This is a genomic window from Klebsiella sp. DY2415, from assembly GCF_026314315.1.
Lineage (GTDB): Bacteria > Pseudomonadota > Gammaproteobacteria > Enterobacterales > Enterobacteriaceae > Klebsiella > Klebsiella ornithinolytica.
Window position 1 is genome coordinate 4633500 of sequence record NZ_CP111115.1, and the last position, 20255, is coordinate 4653754.

Consider the following 20255-nt stretch of genomic DNA (forward strand, 5'->3'; position numbering starts at 1 on the left):
TACCTCTTACGCCAGACGCGGGTTAACTTTTTCTGCATCGATGTTGAATTTGATGATGGCATCCGCCACCACTTTCTTATCGATTTCGCCACGTTTAGCCAGTTCGCCCAGTGCTGCTACAACCACATAAGAAGCATCTACTTCGAAGTGGTGACGCAGGTTCTCACGGCTGTCGGAACGTCCGAAGCCATCAGTACCCAGCACGCGGTAGTCGTCAGCCGGTACATAAGTACGGACCTGCTCGGCGAACAGTTTCATATAGTCGGTTGATGCTACAGCCGGAGCGTCGTTCATCACCTGAGCGATGTACGGAACGCGCGGAGTTTCCAGCGGGTGCAGCATGTTCCAGCGCTCACAGTCCTGACCGTCACGGGCCAGTTCGGTGAAGGAGGTGACGGAGTAAACGTCAGAGCCCACGCCGTAGTCTTTCGCCAGGATCTGCGCTGCTTCACGAACGTGACGCAGGATAGAACCGGAGCCCAGCAGCTGAACTTTACCTTTGCTACCTTCAACGGTTTCGAGTTTATAGATACCTTTACGGATACCTTCCTCGGCACCTGCTGGCATGGCCGGCATGTGGTAGTTTTCGTTCAGCGTGGTGATGTAGTAGTAAACGTTCTCTTGTTTCTCACCGTACATACGCTCCAGACCATCGTGCATGATGACCGCAACTTCGTACGCGTAAGACGGATCGTAAGAGATACAGTTCGGGATAGTCAGAGACTGAATATGGCTGTGACCATCTTCGTGCTGCAGACCTTCGCCGTTCAGCGTGGTACGACCGGAAGTCCCGCCGACCAGGAAGCCGCGAGCCTGCTGGTCGCCTGCCTGCCAACACAGGTCGCCGATACGCTGGAACCCGAACATGGAGTAGTAGATGTAGAACGGGATCATCGGCAGGTTGTTGGTGCTGTAAGACGTTGCCGCCGCCAGCCAGGATGCGCCTGCGCCCAGTTCGTTGATCCCTTCCTGCAGGATCTGACCTTTTTCGTCTTCTTTGTAGTAAGCAACCTGCTCACGGTCCTGCGGGGTGTACTGCTGGCCGTTCGGGCTGTAGATACCAATCTGACGGAACAGGCCTTCCATACCAAAGGTACGCGCTTCATCGGCGATGATCGGCACGAGGCGGTCTTTGATGGACTTGTTCTTCAGCATCACGTTCAGGGCACGAACGAACGCGATAGTGGTAGAAATTTCTTTGTTCTGCTCTTCCAGCAGCGGCGCGAAATCTTCCAGGGTCGGCAGCTCCAGCTTCTCATCGAAGTTCGGCTGACGGCTCGGCAGATAGCCGTGCAGTTTCTGACGCTGAGCGTGCAGATAGGTATGCTCTTCGGAGCCTTCCGGGAAGGTCACGTACGGCAGTTTTTCGATATCCGCATCGGCAACCGGCACATTGAAACGATCGCGGACATAGCGAACGCCGTCCATGTTCATTTTCTTCACCTGGTGAGCGATGTTTTTACCTTCAGCGGTATCGCCCATGCCATACCCTTTAATGGTATGAGCCAGGATAACGGTCGCTTTGCCTTTGGTCTCCTGCGCTTTTTTCAGGGCAGCAAAGACTTTCTTCGGATCGTGACCACCGCGGTTCAGAGCCCAGATCTGCTCGTCAGTCCAGTCGGCAACCAGCGCTGCGGTTTCCGGATATTTACCGAAGAAGTGCTCGCGAACGTACGCGCCATCTTTGGATTTGAAGGTCTGGTAGTCACCGTCAACGGTTTCGTTCATCAGCTGAATCAGCTTACCGCTGGTGTCTTTACGCAGCAGCTCATCCCAACGACCGCCCCAGATAACCTTGATAACGTTCCAGCCGGCACCGGCGAAGATACCTTCCAGCTCGTTAATGATTTTACCGTTACCGGTGACCGGGCCGTCCAGACGCTGCAGGTTGCAGTTAATGACGAAGACCAGGTTATCCAGTTTTTCACGGGTGGCGATGGTGATAGCGCCTTTAGATTCCGGCTCGTCCATCTCGCCGTCGCCCAGGAAGGCATAAACGGTTTGTTTGGAGGTATCTTTCAGACCACGGTGTTCCAGATACTTGAGGAATTTCGCCTGATAGATAGCACCGATTGGGCCCAGACCCATGGAGACGGTCGGGAACTGCCAGAATTCCGGCATCAGTTTCGGGTGCGGATAAGAAGACAGACCGTTACCGTGAACTTCCTGACGGAAGTTATTCATCTGCTCTTCGGTCAGACGGCCTTCGAGGAACGCACGTGCGTATACGCCCGGAGAAATGTGGCCCTGGAAGTAAACCAGGTCGCCGCCATCCTGCTCGTTGCGCGCACGGAAGAAGTGGTTAAAGCACACTTCATAGAACGTTGCGGAGGACTGGAAGGAAGCCATGTGGCCACCCAGTTCCAGATCTTTTTTCGATGCGCGCAGAACGGTCATGATGGCGTTCCAACGAATCGCAGAACGAATTCGACGTTCCAGATCCAGATTCCCCGGATATTCCGGTTCATCTTCAACGGCAATAGTGTTGACGTAACTGCCTGTAGATGTGCCAGCAGCAACCTTCACCCCGCCTTTGCGGGCTTCAGAAAGGAGTTGGTCAATCAGATACTGAGCACGCTCAACACCTTCTTCACGGATGACCGATTCGATCGCCTGTAGCCAGTCGCGAGTTTCGATCGGATCCACGTCATTTGGTAAACGTTCTGACATGGGGGGTATTCCTTATCTATCTAATCGTTGATTAATCTGGAACCTGTCCCATTGCACTCTTTGTTCTTCATATTTCAGGTTATCTCTTTGTTGGCTGCGCTTCCTCACCCTGGCCACATAGTTAGCTATGCTCCCGGGGATTCACGCGCTTGCCGCCGCGATATAACCCGAACTATTTGAACAACCAAAAGCACAATAAGACAGGTTCTGCGTTTAGTTGCCGCGCTCTAAAAAATGGCGCTTAAGAACCGGAGTTCTCATCTTTCCGTTGCTGTAAACGACGCAGTGAGCGTTCTCGACGACTCTCCTCACGGCTACGATCCAGCAAAATTTCTTCAATGAACGCCAGGTGTCGATGCGACGCTTCACGCGCCTGCTCCGGCTCTCCGGCGATTATCGCCTCGAAAATACGAGTGCGATGGTTGCTGACCTGCGGAAGCATCTCCCGACGGGCATACAGCAATTCAAAGTTCTGACGAACGTTTTGCGCGAGCATCGGCTCCATGCAGCGTAGCAGATGGAGAAGCACGACATTGTGCGCCGCTTCGGTGACGGCAATTTGATACTGGACGACGGCGTCAGATTCGGCGTCAAGATCGCCGGACTGCTGAGCCCGTTCGATAGCCTGATGCAGCTCGCGAATACGTTCGCGGTCAGCATCATTGCTGCGCAGCGCCGCGTAATAAGCCGCGATGCCTTCCAGCGCGTGGCGGGTTTCCAGCAGATCAAATTGGGATTCAGGGTGATCGGACAGTAGCTCGACCAGCGGGTCGCTGAAGCTCTGCCACAGGCTGCTCTGTACAAAAGTTCCACCGCCCTGGCGACGAAGCAACAAGCCCTTGGCTTCGAGGCGTTGAATCGCCTCACGCAGCGAGGGGCGGGAAACGTCGAACTGTTTGGCCAGTTCGCGTTCAGGCGGGAGTTTTTCACCGGGGCGTAAGGTCCCCTCAAGGATTAAAAACTCAAGCTGCTGCTCTATCACATCAGATAGTTTTGGTTGGCGGATTTTGCTGTAGGCCATATTCCCTGTCTCTGCCATTAGCCCGTAGTCAATTGGTCTTACCAATTCGCAGTTCGTAGCGGTAAAGTAACAAAGTATTCACCTTCTGTCCATACAGGTTTTGATTGAAATCAGGAAACCACGCACATTTTAACAACCTTACAGAAATAACATTTCAGAATTGTAACTTCACACAAATGATGTGTTTACCCCATAAGAGGTAGCGTTAACGTTTATGAAACGAAAAATTAGGCTATCTGAACCGATTCAACTCCGTAAAACTCAATTATTTATTCATAAGGAGTGAATATTCAGCCACCTCAAGCGGATCGCGTTCACCGGCCTGCTATTTACAAATGGTTTCTTTTTGCTCGCTTCGTCATCATCCCTTCATAAAGCAGGTGCATTCACTCGCGCTTATCACTATTCTCGGTAAGACGAAAGGCCTTTTGGTGTTTTTATGTTTCGCCTTCCGTAAAGAAATCAATACGAAAACGGAATTTCGGAATTACACCACACAACAATATGTAAGCTGAATCAATCAGGACCGAGCTGACTAAAACGCCCTTGAATTTAGATAGCTATGCTATCTGGCAGGGACAGACAACGAAGCAGTAGCCTGAAGGACGACGCGTATAAACATAATAACCACACACGAGGTTTCATGATGGAAGGTCAACAGCATGGCGATCGGCTCAAGCGCGGCCTGAAAAACCGCCATATTCAGCTTATTGCTCTGGGCGGCGCTATCGGCACCGGCCTGTTTCTGGGCAGTGCATCCGTTATTCAGTCCGCCGGCCCCGGGATTATTCTGGGCTATGCGATCGCCGGTTTTATCGCCTTCCTGATCATGCGTCAGCTGGGTGAGATGGTCGTAGAAGAGCCGGTAGCAGGTTCATTCAGTCATTTTGCGTATAAATACTGGGGCGGTTTTGCCGGCTTTGCTTCCGGTTGGAACTACTGGGTACTGTACGTTCTGGTGGCCATGGCCGAGCTGACTGCGGTCGGGAAATATATTCAGTTCTGGTGGCCCGAGATCCCAACCTGGGTGTCCGCTGCGGTGTTCTTTATCGCCATCAATGCCATTAACCTGACCAACGTGAAAGTGTTTGGTGAAATGGAGTTCTGGTTCGCCATTATTAAAGTAGTGGCCGTTGTGGCGATGATTCTGTTTGGCGGCTGGCTGCTGTTCAGCGGCAACGGCGGCCCACAGGCAACCGTACGTAACCTGTGGGACCAGGGCGGGTTCCTGCCGCATGGCTTTACCGGACTGGTGATGATGATGGCGATTATCATGTTCTCGTTTGGTGGTCTGGAGCTGGTCGGGATCACGGCAGCTGAAGCGGACAATCCGGAACAGAGCATCCCGAAAGCCACCAACCAGGTTATCTACCGTATCCTGATTTTCTATGTGGGCTCGCTGGCCGTTCTGCTTTCACTGCTGCCGTGGACGCGCGTCACCGCAGATACCAGCCCGTTCGTGCTGATCTTCCACGAGCTGGGCGATACCTTTGTGGCCAACGCCCTCAACGTCGTGGTGCTGACCGCTGCGCTGTCCGTGTATAACAGCTGCGTATACTGCAACAGCCGCATGTTGTTCGGTCTGGCCCAGCAGGGGAACGCCCCGAAAGCGCTGATGAGCGTCGATAAGCGCGGCGTGCCGGTCAATACCATTCTGGTCTCTGCCGTGGTCACCGCGCTGTGCGTCCTGATTAACTACTTCGCACCGGAGTCGGCCTTTGGCCTGCTGATGGCGCTGGTGGTTTCCGCGCTGGTCATTAACTGGGCGATGATTAGCCTGGCGCATATGAAGTTCCGTCGCGCCAAGCAGCAGCAGGGCGTGGTTTCGCGTTTCCCGGCGCTGTTCTACCCGGTCGGCAACTGGGTCTGCCTGCTGTTCATGGTGGCGGTACTGGTGATTATGCTGATGACACCGGGCATGGCGATTTCCGTTTACCTGATCCCGGTATGGATTGCGATTCTGGGCGTCGGCTATCTGTTTAAACAGAAAAGCGCCAGCGCACTAAAAGCACAATAATACATCTCTGGATTCTGTGCCCGTCCCGTCATGGCGGGCACAGAGCATTGTTATCTGCTTCACACTTTCCCTCCAACAGTCGTTTTATCCATATCGTTGACCTGATACTGCAACGCATTTATCGGCAATTCCGCAAATAATTCTCTCCATACCGCAACGGGGAGATCTCCAGATGGCAGGCAATAAACTTTCAGTGAGAGAAAAGATTGGCTATGGGATGGGCGATGCCGGATGCAACATCATATTTGGCGCCATCATGCTGTTTGTTAACTACTTTTACACCGATATTTTTGGCCTCGCGCCCGCGTTAGTGGGCGTTTTGTTGCTCTCCGTACGCGTCATCGATGCCGTGACAGACCCGATCATGGGCGCCATGGCCGACCGTACTCGCAGTCAATATGGCCGCTTCCGTCCGTGGCTGCTGTGGATGGCCTTCCCCTACGCGCTGTTCAGCGTCCTGATGTTCACCACGCCGGAATGGACCTATCACAGCAAAGTTATCTATGCCTTCGTCACCTACTTCCTGCTCTCGCTGACCTATACCGCGATTAATATTCCCTACTGCTCGTTAGGCAGCGTGATTACTAACGATCCGCAGGAGCGCGTAGCCTGCCAGTCGTATCGTTTTGTGCTGGTCGGTATTGCCACGCTGCTGCTGTCGCTGACGCTGCTGCCGATGGCCGACTGGTTCGGTGGCGCCGATAAAGCCAAAGGTTATCAGATGGCGATGACCGTGCTGGCAGCAATTGGTATGTGTATGTTTTTATTCTGCTTCGCCACCGTCCGTGAACGCGTGCGTCCGGCGGTACAGACCCACGATGAACTGAAGCAAGACTTTAAGGACGTCTGGAAAAACGATCAGTGGGTTCGCATCCTGCTGTTAACGCTGTGCAACGTCTGTCCCGGGTTTATCCGCATGGCCGCCACCATGTACTACGTGACCTGGGTCATGCAGCAAAGCACCCACTTTGCGACGCTGTTTATCAGCCTCGGCGTGGTCGGGATGATGATCGGCAGTATGCTGGCAAAAGTGCTGACCGATCGCTGGTGCAAGCTGCAGGTTTTCTTCTGGACCAATATCGCCCTGGCGATTTTCTCCTGCGCGTTCTACTTCTTCGACCCACATGCCACCATGATGATTATGGTGCTCTACTTCCTGCTCAACATCCTGCATCAGATCCCGTCGCCGCTGCACTGGTCCCTGATGGCTGACGTCGATGATTACGGCGAGTGGAAAACCGGCAAACGCATCACCGGGATCAGCTTCTCCGGTAATCTTTTCTTCCTGAAAGTCGGGCTGGCGGTAGCCGGCGCGATGGTCGGTTTCCTGCTCTCATGGTACGGCTACGATGCCGGCGCCAAAGAGCAGAGCGCCTCGGCGGTAAACGGTATCGTGCTGCTGTTCAGCGTCATTCCGGGTGTTGGCTATCTGATTACCGCAGGCGTCGTGCGGATGCTGAAGGTCAACCGCGAGTTTATGTGCCAAATCCAGTCGGACCTGGAAAAGCGTCGCGCTAACTACGAGGAACTCAATACCTGGCAGGATCTCAAAACCAGTGAACACATAAGGAAAGCTTGATGAGCAACTGGCCTAATCCGTTTATTGAACAACGCGCGGACCCCTATATTCTGCGCCATCAGGATCACTACTATTTTATCGCCTCGGTTCCGGAATATGACCGGCTGGAGATTCGTCGCGCGGCGACGCTGGAAGGTCTACGCGAAGCGCCGCCGGTGGTGGTCTGGCGTAAAGCGGAGAGCGGCCCAATGAGCCAGCTCATCTGGGCACCGGAACTGCATGAAATTGACGGGAAATGGTATATCTATTTTGCCGCTGCTCACACGCAAGACCTGGACCAACTCGGGATGTTCCAGCACCGGATGTTTGTCCTCGAATGTGCCGACAGCGACCCGCTCAGAGGTCAGTGGGTTGAAAAAGGCCAGGTAAAAACGCCCTTCGATACCTTTGCGCTGGATGCCACCACCTTTCAACATCAGGGCAGGCAGTGGTATCTGTGGGCGCAGAAAGCCCCACATATTGCAGGCAACTCCAACCTCTACCTGGCGGAGCTGGCAAACCCGTGGACGCTAAAAGGTGATCCCGTGATGTTGAGTAAACCGGAGTTTGACTGGGAATGTCGCGGTTTTCGGGTCAATGAAGGCCCGGCGGTTCTGGTCCACGGCGAGCGGCTGTTTGTCAGCTATTCCGCCAGCGCAACCGATGAAAACTACTGCATGGGACTCTTGTGGATAGACCTGCTGGCCGACCCGCTGCGCCCGGAGAACTGGCATAAATCACCGGAGCCCGTATTTCGCACCAGCGATGAGAACCGTCAGTATGGCCCCGGTCACAACGGTTTTACGCAAACGCCGGAAGGGGAAGATGTGCTGGTCTACCATGCGCGGAACTATACCGAAATTGAAGGCGATCCGCTGTACGATCCGAATCGCCATACGCGGCTCAAGCGGGTTCGCTGGCAAGAAAACGGGATGCCTGACTTCGGCATCCCGCCCGCCGATACGTATTGATCGCCTCCCCTGCCCGGCAGCGGGCGGGGCTTAAATCAAGGTACCGTAAATGGTGAGTAGCGCCATGATAACGACCACCACCAGCGACGTTTTTTTGGCCATTGAGACCGCTGCTTTAGGCGTCTCGACCTTATCCACATGCGGTTCGCGCGCCAGCGAAAACTGAGCCAGTCGGGTCAGAACCTGGTACTGCGACGAGTGACGGTCGCCCAAAGAAGCAAACCAGGCCGGCAAGGCTCTTTCCCCGTGTCCCACCAACGCATAGACCACGCCGACCAGACGTACCGGCAGCCAGTCCACCACGTGCAGAATGGCATCAATCCCCGACTGTAAGCGATGGCGCGGCGTCTGATAACGCGCCAGCCACGTCTGCCAGGCGCGCAGCACGCAGTAGCCAATCAGCGTAATAGGTCCCCATGGCCCGCCAACCACAAACCAGAACAGCGGAGCCAGGTAGTAGCGGTAGTTAATCCACAGCAGCGCATTTTGCAGTTCGCTCAGAAACTCGCGATCGTCACAGCCTGGCGGCACGCCGTGAATCAGCGTCAGCTCGCTGGCCATCGCGTCACAAGCATGACGATCGTTGCGTGATGCGGCTTTCAGATACGCATGATAGTGCAGCCGTACCCTGCCCGCGCCAATACACAGCAGGCCGAGCAAGATCCAGAAGACCAGAAGAGGGACGTTAAACAGCACCCCGTGCAGCAGGCGCTGAATAAGATAAACCACCGCCATGGCCAGCGCCGTCATCAGCAGAGTCGCAGGGAGTGAAAAGTGTTTTACCCGGCGAAACAGCACTTCCAGGCGGTGATCGAGCTGCCAGTGCTCACCCAGCTTAAACAGCCGCTCAGCGATGAGAACCAGCAGCGTAGTAAACAACGTCATGGCATCTCCTTTTCTGACGAAGCGGCCAGCAGGCCGCGAAATTTTGCCCAGTCAAAAGCCGGACCGGGATCCGTTTTTCGGACTGGCGCAATATCGCTGTGGCCAGTCATATGGCGTGCGATGGCCGGGTACAACGCGATCAGCTGTCGCGTCACCGCCACCAGCTGCTGGTACTGCGCATCGGTATAAGCCAGCGTGTCGGTTCCTTCCAGCTCAATGCCGATAGAAAAGTCATTGCAGCGTTCACGCCCGTGATAGCTGGATACGCCCGCGTGCCACGCTCGCTTATCAAAAGGAACATACTGCACAATTTCACCATCGCGACGAATAAGACAATGCGCTGAAACGCGCAGGTGCGCGATTTCCGCAAAGAAAGGATGAGCGCTGGGATCGAGCGTTCCGGTGAATAAAGCATCGATCCACGGGCCGCCAAACTCCCCCGGCGGCAGACTAATATTATGCACCACCAGTAAGGAAGGGGCTTCATCATCCGGGCGGCAATCATGGTGCGGCGAAGGAACCCGACGCGCATCCACCAGCCATCCCCCATTCAACTGCATGCGGAATCTCCTTTCGCTAACTCATGCTCCCGGGCCGCCCGTGGCCCAAAGGATGCTGATTATCATACACAAAATCGTTCAGCCTGCGGTCCAGCAACCCACAAATCATCGCTGAAAAGCAGAGACATAGCCGATACAGAGGCGCCCCGAAGCGCGAAGTCTGTATGGTGTAGAAACGCTGTTCAGGTTAGCATGTTTCCCACTGCTGAATCTTATCTATCTGGAGCTTTATCATGTCGCCTCGTCGCTACAATCCCGACCGCCGCCGTGACGCGCTGCTGGAACGCATTAACCTGGATATCACCGATGCCGTCGCCCAATCCCTGCGGGAAGATCTGGGTGGCGAGGTCAATGCCAACAACGATATTAGCGCCCAATTATTGCCGGAAGACGCACGCTCACATGCGGTCATTATTACGCGCGAAGACGGCGTATTTTGCGGTAAGCGCTGGGTGGAAGAGGTCTTCATTCAACTGGCTGGCGACGATGTCAGCATCACCTGGCATGTCGAAGATGGCGATCTCATCAAAGCGGACCAGCCGCTGTTCGAGCTGGAGGGGCCTTCCCGGCTGCTGCTGACCGGTGAACGCACCGCGCTGAATTTCGTGCAGACCCTGTCCGGCGTCTCCAGCGAAGTACATCGCTACGTGGAGCTGCTGGCCGGAACCAAAACCCAGCTGCTCGACACGCGTAAAACGCTGCCAGGCCTGCGCACCGCACTGAAGTATGCCGTGCTGTGCGGCGGCGGCGCCAACCACCGTCTGGGTTTATTCGACGCCTTCCTGATTAAAGAAAACCACATTATTGCCTCAGGCTCAGTGCGTCAGGCGGTGGAAAAAGCTTTCTGGCTGCATCCGGACGTTCCGGTTGAAGTGGAAGTGGAATCGCTTGATGAACTGGATGAAGCGCTTAAAGCCGGCGCGGATATCATTATGCTCGATAATTTCACCACCGACCTGATGCGTGAAGCGGTGAAGCGGACCAACGGCAAGGCGGCGCTGGAAGTATCCGGCAACGTGACGTTTAAAACCATCCGCGAATTTGCCGAAACCGGCGTTGATTACATCTCCGTGGGCGCCCTGACCAAGCACGTACACGCCCTGGACCTCTCCATGCGTTTTCGCTAATCGCCCGCCCCGGAGCGACAACGCGCCGGGGCTTTTTTTGCGAGACAGCGAGCATCTCTGACTCCCCCACCTGCAAGAACACCAGAAAACCTGGAAAGTCGTTTCCCACCTCATCATTTGTCATTCGCCGCGGCGCCGCCAGCGCGTCACAGTGCTTCCTTCACCACAAGGAGCATATATGGACAGACAACGCGGATTTACCCTGATCGAACTGATGGTGGTCATCGGCATTATCGCCATTCTGAGCGCTATCGGCATTCCGGCTTATCAGAACTACCTGCGCAAGGCGGCCCTGACCGACATGCTGCAAACCTTTGTCCCCTACCGCACGGCCGTTGAACTATGCGCGCTCGAACACGGCGGACTGACAAGCTGTGACGCCGGCGCCAACGGCATCCCTTCTCCAGCGACCACGCGCTACGTCGCCACCATGAGCGTCGCGCAAGGTATTGTCACGCTGAACGGACAAGAAAGCCTGAACGGACTGAGCGTCACCCTGACGCCGTCCTGGGACAATGCAAGCGGTATCACCGGCTGGGGGCGCGTCTGCAACATAGCCAGCAGCAGCGCACTCCAGCAGGCCTGCGAAGATGTGTTCCGCATAAACTGAGGCCGCCACGATGAAAACCGATCGGTTAATCACCCTTTGTCAGCGCCATCAGGCGCTGCTGTTGAACAGCGATGAGCAAACCATCGCTATCGCGGTTGTCGATGCTCCGACGCCTGAACTGATGGAGGCGCTGCGTTTCGCTACTCAGAAGCGAATCGATATCGAATGCTGGAGCCAGGCGCAGATGGATAAGCGTCAGCAGACGGCAACCCACCCCTCGCCCCCTGCCCACAGCGATACCGCGGCCGATGTAATCGGCCAGGTCCAGCAGATCCTCGAGCAAGCGCTACGCCAGCGGGCTTCCGATATTCATTTTGAGCCCGAAGAAAATCACCTGCGCATTCGTCTGCGTGTCGATGGCGTGCTCCATGCACTTTCGCCCCTTCCCCCCGAACGCGCAGCCCCGGTCGCCGCGCGGCTTAAAGTGCTCGGCAACCTGGACATCGCCGAGCATCGCCTGCCGCAGGATGGCCAGTTTACCCTGCCCCTTGCCGGTCGCCCGGTCTCTTTCCGTATAGCCACACTGCCCTGTCGCCACGGGGAGAAAATCGTGCTGCGTTTACTGCATCAGGTCGAGCAGGCACTCGAGCTGGGGGCGCTGGGACTTTCGTCAGACCAGCTTAATGCGTTTCGCTCGGCCCTCGAACAGCCGCAGGGACTGCTGCTGGTTACCGGCCCAACCGGTAGCGGTAAAACCGTTACCCTTTATAGCGCGCTGCAAACCAGAAACCACGATGCGGTCAATATTTGTAGCGTGGAAGATCCGCTGGAGATGCCGATAGCCGGAATGAACCAGACACAAATTAACCCCCGCGCCGGACTGACTTTTCAAAACGTTCTGCGCGCGCTGTTACGCCAGGATCCTGACATTGTGATGGTCGGGGAAATTCGCGATGCGGAGACCGCAGAGATTGCGATTAAAGCGGCGCAAACCGGGCATCTGGTCCTTTCGACGCTGCACACCAACTCCACCAGTGAAACCCTCACTCGCCTACAGCAAATGGGCGTTGCCGGCTGGATGCTCTCTTCTGCACTGTCGCTGGTTATCGCTCAACGCCTGGTGCGTAAACTGTGCGTACACTGCCGCCGTGAAACCGGGAAGACGATGGATATACCGCGCCGCCTGTGGCCCCGACCTCTCCCGCGCTGGCAGCGCAGTAGGCTGTCAGCACTGCTATCACGGCTACTATGGTCGCCAGGCATTATTTGAGCTATTGCCGGTGAATGCCCCGCTACGTCAAGCGATCGCCCGTGGCCCGAGCGCGCTGGAAATCGAATCTCTGGCACGCGAAGCGGGAATGATGACGCTGTTTGAAAGCGGCTGTCTGGCGGTCGAGCAAGGGCTGACCAACCTTGAAGAAATCGTCCGCGTACTGGGGATCCCTCATGACCGCTAACCGTCTCTGGCGCTGGCAAGGCGTGGATATGCAGGGCCAATTTTGTCAGGGAACACAGTGGAACCCTGGCCGACTGGAAGTATTCCAGGCGCTTCAGCATGAACGCATTATTCCACTGGCCATTCGCCGCTGTGCGGTCAAAAACACGCTCTGGCATCCGCGCTATGGCAGTCAGGTTGTTCGCCAACTGGCGGTGCTCCTTCAGGCCGGACTTTCTTTAGCTGAAGGACTCGAACTGCTGGCGCAACAGCAACCGAGCGCGCAGTGGCAGGCGCTGCTGCGCACACTGGCTCAGGATCTGGCGCAAGGCGTCTCGCTTTCTGCCGCGCTGGAAAAGTGGCCTCAGGCCTTTGCACCGCTTAGTCTGGCGATGATCCGTACCGGCGAGCTCACCGGTAAACTGGATTTTTGTTGTCTTCAGCTGGCGCGTCAACAGCAGGAACAGCAGCAGCTGGCAGAAAAAGTGAAGAAAGCGGTGCGCTACCCGGCCGTTATTCTGGGTCTGGCCCTGATGGTGGTGGTGGCGATGCTGTGCTTCGTTCTGCCGGAGTTTGCGGCGATCTACCAAACCTTCAACACACCGCTACCGCTGCTGACGCGCCTGGTTATTCACGCCAGCGAGAGCCTTAGCTATGGCTGGCCACTGCTGATTGTGCCGATTGTGCTGCCCGCCGTCCTTAATCTGATAGCCAGTCGCCGCCCGCACTGGCTGCTGCAGCGACAAAAAATGCTCCACGCGCTCCCGGTTGTGGGAAAACTCAAACGCGGGCAGCGGCTTAGCCAGATCTTTACCGTACTCGCACTGACCCAAAGTGCAGGTATTAGCTTTCTACAAGGTCTGGAAAGCGTCGAGGATACGCTGAACTGCCCGCTATGGCGCCAGCGGATCCAGCAGGTGCATCTGCACATTAGCCACGGAGCTCCCATCTGGCAGGCTCTTGAGCGAAGCGGCGGTTTTACCACGCTATGCCTGCAGCTGATCCGTACCGGTGAAGCATCCGGATCGCTGGATACAATGCTGGAAAACCTCGCCCGTCATCATAGTGAGCAGACGCATTATCAGGCAGAAAATCTGGCAACGTTACTGGAGCCGGCCCTGCTGTTGATAACCGGAACGATTGTCGGTGTGCTGGTGGTGGCGATGTATTTACCCATCTTTCATCTGGGTGACGCCATTAGCGGAATGGGCGGATAAGTGCTGGCGCAAAACGCGCCAGCATCAGGCATTACAGGCTGTTGAACACGCGGTTCTCTTGTTCCTGCACGCGAATGAAGGTCGTACGCTTGGTCAGCTCTTTCAGGCGAGAGGCGCCCACATAGGTACAGGCAGAACGCAGGCCACCGAGGATATCGCGAGCCGTGTTCTCTACCGGTCCACGCAGAGGCAGCTTAACGGTTTTGCCTTCCGCGGCGCGATACTGCGCAACGCCGCCAACGTGGCGCGTCATGGCGGATTCGGAGCTCATGCCGTAGAACAGCATGAATTTCTCGCCGTTTTCTTCAACGACGGTACCGCCGCTCTCTTCATGGCCAGCCAGCATTCCCCCCAGCATGACAAAATCTGCACCGCCGCCGAAGGCTTTCGCCACGTCACCTGGCATCGTGCAACCGCCATCGCTGACGATCTGGCCGCCCAGGCCATGCGCCGCATCGGCACACTCGATAACGGCAGACAGCTGCGGATAACCGACGCCGGTCTTCACGCGAGTGGTACATACGGAGCCCGGGCCGATGCCCACTTTCACAATATCAGCACCGGACAGAATCAGCTCTTCGCACATTTCGCCCGTCACAACGTTACCCGCAATAATGGTTTTTTGCGGCCAGGCTGCACGCGCTTTGGCGACGAACTGAACAAAATGTTCAGAATAACCATTCGCCACATCGATGCAGACGAAGCTAAGCTGCGGGTTCTGAGAAAGGATCTGCTGGGTTTTTTCGAAATCGACATCCGAGGTGCCGGTGGACACCATGACGTACTTCAGCACATCTGCGGACACCGACTGGACAAACTCCTGCCATTGTTCAACGGTATAGTGCTTGTGAACCGCGGTCAGAATACCGAAAGAGGCCAGCGCTTTCGCCATGCCAAACGTCCCGACGGTATCCATGTTAGCGGCAATGATCGGCACGCCAGACCAGGACAGACCAGAATGTTTAAAAGTGAATTCACGTTCCAGCTGAACATCAGAACGGCTTTTGAGGGTAGAGCGTTTTGGGCGGATAAGAACGTCTTTAAAACCAAGCTTCAGATCTTCTTCGATACGCATGTACGAATTCCTGGGGTTAATTGCATTATTGTGAGAGCACAACTCCAGTGACGTTATCATACGCACGAATCATGGCTGCGCAAGACTGCGATTTTCACTTTTTTTACGCTACAATCGTATAAATTTACCTGGTGAACAGTGAATGGCGCGAAAGCAATAATCGACGCCCGGCGTATCATTTTTAACCACTTGATTTATATATACAAAACAATCCAGTATATACTGTGATGGCCTTTTATTGGCCTGCAGCCACCTTGATGGGGATAGCGTTCACCGGGGCGTGGTGCGCAGCAAAACGAGCGCCTCTGAAGAGTAATGTGTATATGGTCAGTTCAGGATCGGAGCGTATGAGGTATACGGTAGCGTTAACAGGCGGCATTGGCAGTGGCAAAAGTACCGTGGCCGATGCATTTTCCCGGCTTGGGATTAACGTTATTGACGCTGACATTATTGCCCGTCAGGTAGTAGAACCCGGAACCACCGCGCTTCAGGCCATCGCCGCTCACTTTGGTTCACCGATGCTCAATGATGACGGCACGCTGAACCGCCGCGCTCTGCGTGAAAAAATCTTTGCTCACCCTGAAGATAAAACCTGGCTTAACGGGCTATTGCATCCGCTCATCCAGCAGGAAACTCGCCGGCAGATGCAGGCCGCGAGCTCTCCTTATATTCTTTGGGTCGTCCCCTTACTGGTAGAAAACCGGCTGGCTACGCAGGCCGATCGCGTGCTGGTCGTTGATGTTCCAAAAGAGACGCAGATCGCGCGTACGATGCTTCGCGATCGGGTCAGTCGTGAACATGCAGAACATATTCTTGCCGCCCAGGCTACGCGCGAACAGCGCCTTGCCGTTGCGGATGATGTCATTGAAAACATGGGCTCTCCGGATGCCGTCGCATCGGATGTTGCCCGCCTGCACGAAAAGTATCTAATGCTGGCATCGCAGGCCGCCTCACAGGAAAAACCGTAATGCACACCCCCGTTCTGTTTGAACATCCACTCAACGAGAAAATGCGCACCTGGCTGCGTATTGAATTTTTGACTCAGCAATTGTCCGTTCATCCGACAATCGCCAGCTACGCCGATGCACTCCATTTTTTCCGCAACGCGGGCGATCTTTTAGATGTACTGGAACGTGGAGAGGTCAGGACGGACCTGCTAAAAGAGCTGGAGCGCCAGCAGCGGAAATTACAGTCATGGGTAGATATTCCCGGCGTCGATGGCGAACGTATTGACGCCTTGCGTCAGCAGTTGAAGCAGTGCGGCGCCACGCTGATGTCCGCGCCGCGCATCGGCCAGTTCCTGCGTGAAGATCGTTTGATTGCGCTGGTACGCCAGCGTCTGAGCATTCCCGGCGGCTGCTGCAGCTTTGATTTGCCCACGCTGCATATCTGGCTGCACATGCCGCAGGCATACCGTGACGAACAGATCGGCGTCTGGATAGCCAGCCTTGATCCGCTGACTCAATCTCTGGTGCTGATCCTCGATCTGATTCGTAATGCCGCCCCTTTCCGTAAGCAGACCAGCCTCAACGGCTTTTATCAGGATAATGGCGAAGATGCCGACCTGCTACGTCTGCGGCTGGATATTGCCAGCCAGCTCTATCCTCAAATCTCCGGGCATAAGAGCCGTTTCGCTATCCGCTTCCTGCCGCTGGATAGCGAGTTCGGGGTCGTACCTGAGCGTTTTGATTTTGAACTGGCCTGTTGTTAAGGAGAAATAATGTCAGAAGAGACGATCGTCAATTGCCCCACCTGCGGTAAACCCGTGGTCTGGAACGCACAGAGCCTGTACCGCCCCTTTTGCTCTAAACGCTGCCAGCTGATTGATCTAGGCGAATGGGCTGCGGAAGAAAAACGTATTCCCAGCGCGAGCGATCTGTCCGATAGCGATGGCTGGAGCGAGGAACAGCAACCGTGACCGGTTCCCGGGCAAGGCAACATCGCGCCTTGTCCGGGAAACGCGGGTTCAGGAAGCCGCCTGCACTAATTTGGTAATAATGGGTTCATTCGCCGGCGGAAACGCCTCAGAGTCTAATGCCCGTTGCGCAATCCACTGCCCGGGCTGTCCCTCTTTCCCCCACGGCTCGCCGGACCACTCTTCCACCAGCCAGAACCACAGGGTAATGTGGCGGTCCGGGAACTGATACTCCAGCTTATCAAACAGGCGGGATGAGCTTACCGTAATCCCCACTTCTTCCTGCAGTTCACGCACCAGCGCCTGTTCCGCAGATTCTCCGGCTTCAATTTTACCGCCGGGAAACTCGAGTTTGTTGGCCATATGGGCATCGGCGGCGCGCTGGGTGATAAAGATCTCCCCCTGCGGATTGCGGATAATACCCACGGAAATTTGCAGTTGTTTCATCGTGATCATTCCATAAAAAAGGCGCAGATATCTGCGCCTTTATTTTTCATGCTCTGAGCTTAGCTCAGACGGCCATGGCACTGCTTATATTTTTTACCGGAACCACATGGGCACGGATCGTTGCGCCCCACTTTACGCTCGCCGGTCTCCTCAGCCAGCGCAGCCGCGGCGGCAGTATCGTCGTCCTGATGGCTAAGCTGTTGCATCTGCGCCAGACGTTCGGCTTCCTCGCGGCGCTGCTGCTCCATTGCTTCAACTTCTTCCGGCATGCGGACCTGAACCTTGCTCAGGGTGCTGATCACTTCATACTTCAGCGATTCCAGCATCGCGGCAAACATAGAGAAGGACTCACGCTTGTACTCCTGCTTAGGATCTTTCTGCGCATAGCCGCGCAGGTGAATACCCTGACGCAGGTAATCCATCGCCGCGAGGTGCTCTTTCCACAGCGAGTCCAGAGTCTGCAGCATGACGCCTTTCTCGAAATGACGCATCATTTCGGCGCCCACAACTTCTTCTTTACGCTGATAGGTCTCAATCGCGCTCTGCAGAATACGCTCGCGCAGCGTCTCTTCATGCAGCTCCGGCTCTTTATCCAGCCACTCTTTCAGCGGCAGCTCGAGGTCGAAGTCATTTTTCAGACGTTCCTGCAGACCTTCAACATCCCACATTTCTTCCAGAGACTGCGGCGGGATATGGGCATCGATGGTCGCTTTGAACACATCTTCGCGGATGCTGTTAATGGTTTCGCTAACATCAGAAACGTCCAGCAATTCGTTACGCTGACTGTAGATTGCCCGGCGCTGATCGTTAGCAACATCATCATATTCCAGCAGCTGCTTACGAATATCAAAGTTGCGGCTTTCGACTTTACGCTGTGCGTTAGCGATAGCCTTGGTGACCCACGGGTGCTCAATCGCTTCGCCTGGTTTCATCCCCAGCTTGCGCATCATGCCGGAGACACGGTCGGAGGCAAAGATACGCATCAGAGCATCTTCCATCGACAGGTAGAAGCGGGAAGAACCGGCATCCCCCTGACGACCAGAACGGCCGCGCAGCTGGTTATCGATACGACGGGATTCATGACGCTCGGTACCGATAATATGCAGGCCGCCTGCTGCCAGAACGGCATCGTGACGAACCTGCCAGTCGGCTTTAATCTGCGCGATTTGCTCCGGTGTCGGATCTTCCAGCGCAGCGACTTCGGCTTGCCAGCTCCCGCCGAGCATAATATCCGTACCACGACCCGCCATGTTGGTTGCGATGGTTACCGCTGACGGGTAACCCGCCTGGGCAACGATATCCGCTTCGCTGGCGTGGAACTTCGCGTTCAGAACATTGTGCTTGATACCGGCTTTGGTCAGTTCATGGGAAACCACTTCTGATTTTTCAATCGAAATGGTACCAACCAGAACCGGCTGGCCAGCGGCGGTGCGCTCTTTGATATCTTCGATGATCGCCTGAATTTTTTCCGCTTCGGTCATATAGACCAGATCCGCCATATCTTTACGGATCATCGGGCGGTTAGTCGGCACCACTACGGTATCCAGCTTGTAGATAGAGCTGAATTCAAAGGCTTCAGTATCTGCCGTACCGGTCATCCCCGCCAGTTTCTCATACAGACGGAAATAGTTCTGGAAGGTGATGGAGGCCAGCGTCTGGTTTTCATTCTGGATATCCACGCCTTCTTTCGCTTCAACGGCCTGGTGGAGACCATCAGACCAGCGACGTCCTTGCATCGTACGACCGGTATGCTCATCGACGATAATCACTTCGCCATCTTTGACGATATAGTCAACGTCGCGGGTGAACAGCACGTGCGCGCGCAGCGCTGCCGTCACGTGATGCATCAGCATAATATTGGACGGTGAATACAGCGATTCGCCTTCGTCCATGATCCCTTCCTGCACCAGCAGCTCTTCGATCAGCACCAGACCGCGTTCGGTCAGGTTAACCTGGCGCGCCTTTTCATCAACGGAGAAGTGGCCTTCACCGGTGAAGGTGTCGGAATCCTCTTTATCCTGACGAACCAGGTGCGGGATGATCTTGTTCACGCGCTTGTACATTTCCGAGCTGTCTTCCGCCGGACCGGAAATGATCAGCGGAGTACGCGCTTCATCGATCAGAATGGAGTCCACCTCATCCACCAGCGCATAGTGCAGTTTACGCTGAACGCGCTCTTCCGGGCTGAACGCCATATTGTCGCGCAGGTAGTCAAAGCCGTATTCGTTGTTGGTACCGTAGGTAATATCCGCACCGTACGCTTCACGTTTGGCTGGCGCCGGTAAACCGGACATGTTGATCCCGACGGTCATACCGAGGAACTCAAACAGCGGGCGGTTGTTTTCAGCATCACGCTGTGCCAGATAGTCGTTGACGGTAACCACGTGAACGCCTTTACCGGATAATGCATTCAGGTACGCAGGCAGCGTTGCGGTCAACGTTTTACCTTCACCGGTACGCATTTCCGCGATGCAACGCTGGTTAAGCACCATACCGCCCAGCAGCTGGACGTCGAAGTGGCGCATACCGAATACACGTTTACTGGCTTCACGAACCACGGCAAAGGCTTCCGGGATCAGGCTCTCCAGGCTTTCGCCCTTTTCCAGGCGAGCACGGAACTCGGCGGTTTTGCCTTTCAGCTCGTCATCGGAGAGCTTTTCCATCTCCGGTTCCATGGCATTGATGAGGCCAACGGTTTTGCGCATACGGCGCAGGGTACGATCGTTACGACTACCGAAAACTTTAGTTAATAATTTGATTAGCATAATAAAATCTCAAACGCCCCGCGATGCGGAGTCACAAAAAAG

At 55.3% G+C, this 20255-nt stretch carries 16 protein-coding genes and 1 pseudogene; 10 read left to right on the forward strand and 7 right to left on the reverse strand.

The window, feature by feature from the left end; genetic code table 11:
- Positions 1 to 6 precede the first annotated feature (6 nt).
- Both aceE and pdhR read right to left on the reverse strand, forming a co-directional pair.
- The gene (gene aceE, locus OQV00_RS22020; RefSeq protein ID WP_032689465.1) at positions 7 to 2670 is read right to left on the reverse strand and encodes a pyruvate dehydrogenase (acetyl-transferring), homodimeric type; all 2664 of its coding nucleotides are present in this window, start codon (positions 2668 to 2670) and stop codon (positions 7 to 9) included.
- A 241-nt stretch (positions 2671 to 2911) separates the two neighbouring features.
- A complete protein-coding gene (pdhR, locus tag OQV00_RS22025; protein WP_004857919.1) occupies positions 2912 to 3691 on the reverse strand; it encodes a pyruvate dehydrogenase complex transcriptional repressor PdhR in 780 nt (259 codons plus the stop codon).
- Positions 3692 to 4334: 643 nt separating this feature from the next.
- On the opposite strand from pdhR, the gene aroP reads away from it, so the two are divergent.
- From aroP to OQV00_RS22040, 3 genes are all read left to right on the forward strand, one after another.
- Entirely contained in the window at positions 4335 to 5708 is a 1374-nt protein-coding gene (gene aroP, locus OQV00_RS22030; protein WP_162098158.1) for an aromatic amino acid transporter AroP, read from the forward strand.
- Between the two features lie 172 nt (positions 5709 to 5880).
- On the forward strand, positions 5881 to 7287 hold the full coding sequence (locus tag OQV00_RS22035; protein WP_004857915.1) for a glycoside-pentoside-hexuronide (GPH):cation symporter: 1407 nt from the start codon (positions 5881 to 5883) through the stop codon (positions 7285 to 7287).
- On the forward strand, positions 7287 to 8237 hold the full coding sequence (locus tag OQV00_RS22040; RefSeq protein WP_097357770.1) for a glycoside hydrolase family 43 protein: 951 nt from the start codon (positions 7287 to 7289) through the stop codon (positions 8235 to 8237). Before OQV00_RS22035 ends, OQV00_RS22040 begins: the two co-directional genes overlap by 1 nt.
- Positions 8238 to 8267: 30 nt before the next feature.
- Here OQV00_RS22040 and ampE read toward each other — a convergent pair whose 3' ends face one another.
- Positions 8268 to 9122: a beta-lactamase regulator AmpE gene (gene ampE / locus OQV00_RS22045; RefSeq protein ID WP_015585144.1), complete on the reverse strand. Its 855-nt coding sequence runs from the start codon at positions 9120 to 9122 to the stop codon at positions 8268 to 8270.
- Positions 9119 to 9682 carry a 1,6-anhydro-N-acetylmuramyl-L-alanine amidase AmpD gene (gene ampD, locus OQV00_RS22050; RefSeq protein ID WP_015585145.1) on the reverse strand — a complete coding sequence of 188 codons (564 nt, stop codon included), beginning with the start codon at positions 9680 to 9682 and terminating at the stop codon, positions 9119 to 9121. The genes ampE and ampD overlap by 4 nt, the downstream gene beginning before the upstream one ends.
- A gap of 233 nt (positions 9683 to 9915) precedes the next feature.
- Here ampD and nadC point away from each other — a divergent pair, with 233 nt between their 5' ends.
- The 4 genes and pseudogenes from nadC (at position 9916) to hofC (ending at position 14011) form a co-directional block, all read left to right on the forward strand.
- A complete protein-coding gene (nadC, locus tag OQV00_RS22055) occupies positions 9916 to 10809 on the forward strand; it encodes a carboxylating nicotinate-nucleotide diphosphorylase (RefSeq protein ID WP_004857908.1) in 894 nt (297 codons plus the stop codon).
- A 178-nt stretch (positions 10810 to 10987) separates the two neighbouring features.
- On the forward strand, positions 10988 to 11419 hold the full coding sequence (ppdD, locus tag OQV00_RS22060; RefSeq protein ID WP_004857906.1) for a prepilin peptidase-dependent pilin: 432 nt from the start codon (positions 10988 to 10990) through the stop codon (positions 11417 to 11419).
- Between the two features lie 10 nt (positions 11420 to 11429).
- Positions 11430 to 12816: pseudogene (gspE, locus tag OQV00_RS22065) on the forward strand (type II secretion system protein GspE).
- Positions 12806 to 14011, forward strand: coding sequence for a protein transport protein HofC (gene hofC, locus OQV00_RS22070; RefSeq protein ID WP_004857901.1), 1206 nt, complete (start codon positions 12806 to 12808; stop codon positions 14009 to 14011). Before gspE ends, hofC begins: the two are co-directional and overlap by 11 nt.
- Before the next feature lie 31 nt (positions 14012 to 14042).
- On the opposite strand, the gene OQV00_RS22075 is transcribed toward hofC, so the two are convergent.
- Positions 14043 to 15086: a GMP reductase gene (locus OQV00_RS22075; protein ID WP_015585159.1), complete on the reverse strand. Its 1044-nt coding sequence runs from the start codon at positions 15084 to 15086 to the stop codon at positions 14043 to 14045.
- 347 nt (positions 15087 to 15433) lie between these two features.
- On the opposite strand from OQV00_RS22075, the gene coaE reads away from it, so the two are divergent.
- Genes coaE through yacG form a run of 3 tightly spaced genes read left to right on the forward strand, consistent with a single transcriptional unit; the run spans position 15434 to position 17004 of the window.
- Complete coding sequence (coaE, locus tag OQV00_RS22080) at positions 15434 to 16054, forward strand: dephospho-CoA kinase (protein ID WP_004857896.1); 621 nt, start codon at positions 15434 to 15436, stop codon at positions 16052 to 16054.
- Complete coding sequence (gene zapD / locus OQV00_RS22085) at positions 16054 to 16797, forward strand: cell division protein ZapD (protein ID WP_004857894.1); 744 nt, start codon at positions 16054 to 16056, stop codon at positions 16795 to 16797. Before coaE ends, zapD begins: the two co-directional genes overlap by 1 nt.
- A gap of 9 nt (positions 16798 to 16806) precedes the next feature.
- Entirely contained in the window at positions 16807 to 17004 is a 198-nt protein-coding gene (gene yacG / locus OQV00_RS22090) for a DNA gyrase inhibitor YacG (protein WP_004857893.1), read from the forward strand.
- 48 nt (positions 17005 to 17052) lie between these two features.
- Here the strand turns inward: yacG and mutT are convergent, their stop codons facing one another.
- Both mutT and secA read right to left on the reverse strand, forming a co-directional pair.
- Positions 17053 to 17448, reverse strand: coding sequence for an 8-oxo-dGTP diphosphatase MutT (gene mutT, locus OQV00_RS22095; RefSeq protein ID WP_004857891.1), 396 nt, complete (start codon positions 17446 to 17448; stop codon positions 17053 to 17055).
- 59 nt (positions 17449 to 17507) lie between these two features.
- On the reverse strand, positions 17508 to 20213 hold the full coding sequence (gene secA / locus OQV00_RS22100; protein WP_004857889.1) for a preprotein translocase subunit SecA: 2706 nt from the start codon (positions 20211 to 20213) through the stop codon (positions 17508 to 17510).
- Positions 20214 to 20255 lie beyond the last annotated feature (42 nt).

Coding starts and splice junctions, on each gene's coding strand:
- ampD (WP_015585145.1), bottom strand. CDS start 9,682: ATGCAGTTGAATGGGGGATGGCTGGTGGATGCGCGTCGGGTTCCTTCG.
- yacG (WP_004857893.1), top strand. CDS start 16,807: ATGTCAGAAGAGACGATCGTCAATTGCCCCACCTGCGGTAAACCCGTG.
- mutT (WP_004857891.1), bottom strand. CDS start 17,448: ATGAAACAACTGCAAATTTCCGTGGGTATTATCCGCAATCCGCAGGGG.
- pdhR (WP_004857919.1), bottom strand. CDS start 3,691: ATGGCCTACAGCAAAATCCGCCAACCAAAACTATCTGATGTGATAGAG.
- OQV00_RS22075 (WP_015585159.1), bottom strand. CDS start 15,086: ATGCGTATCGAAGAAGATCTGAAGCTTGGTTTTAAAGACGTTCTTATC.
- secA (WP_004857889.1), bottom strand. CDS start 20,213: ATGCTAATCAAATTATTAACTAAAGTTTTCGGTAGTCGTAACGATCGT.
- OQV00_RS22040 (WP_097357770.1), top strand. CDS start 7,287: ATGAGCAACTGGCCTAATCCGTTTATTGAACAACGCGCGGACCCCTAT.
- aceE (WP_032689465.1), bottom strand. CDS start 2,670: ATGTCAGAACGTTTACCAAATGACGTGGATCCGATCGAAACTCGCGAC.
- nadC (WP_004857908.1), top strand. CDS start 9,916: ATGTCGCCTCGTCGCTACAATCCCGACCGCCGCCGTGACGCGCTGCTG.
- ppdD (WP_004857906.1), top strand. CDS start 10,988: ATGGACAGACAACGCGGATTTACCCTGATCGAACTGATGGTGGTCATC.
- coaE (WP_004857896.1), top strand. CDS start 15,434: ATGAGGTATACGGTAGCGTTAACAGGCGGCATTGGCAGTGGCAAAAGT.
- aroP (WP_162098158.1), top strand. CDS start 4,335: ATGATGGAAGGTCAACAGCATGGCGATCGGCTCAAGCGCGGCCTGAAA.
- zapD (WP_004857894.1), top strand. CDS start 16,054: ATGCACACCCCCGTTCTGTTTGAACATCCACTCAACGAGAAAATGCGC.
- hofC (WP_004857901.1), top strand. CDS start 12,806: ATGACCGCTAACCGTCTCTGGCGCTGGCAAGGCGTGGATATGCAGGGC.
- OQV00_RS22035 (WP_004857915.1), top strand. CDS start 5,881: ATGGCAGGCAATAAACTTTCAGTGAGAGAAAAGATTGGCTATGGGATG.
- ampE (WP_015585144.1), bottom strand. CDS start 9,122: ATGACGTTGTTTACTACGCTGCTGGTTCTCATCGCTGAGCGGCTGTTT.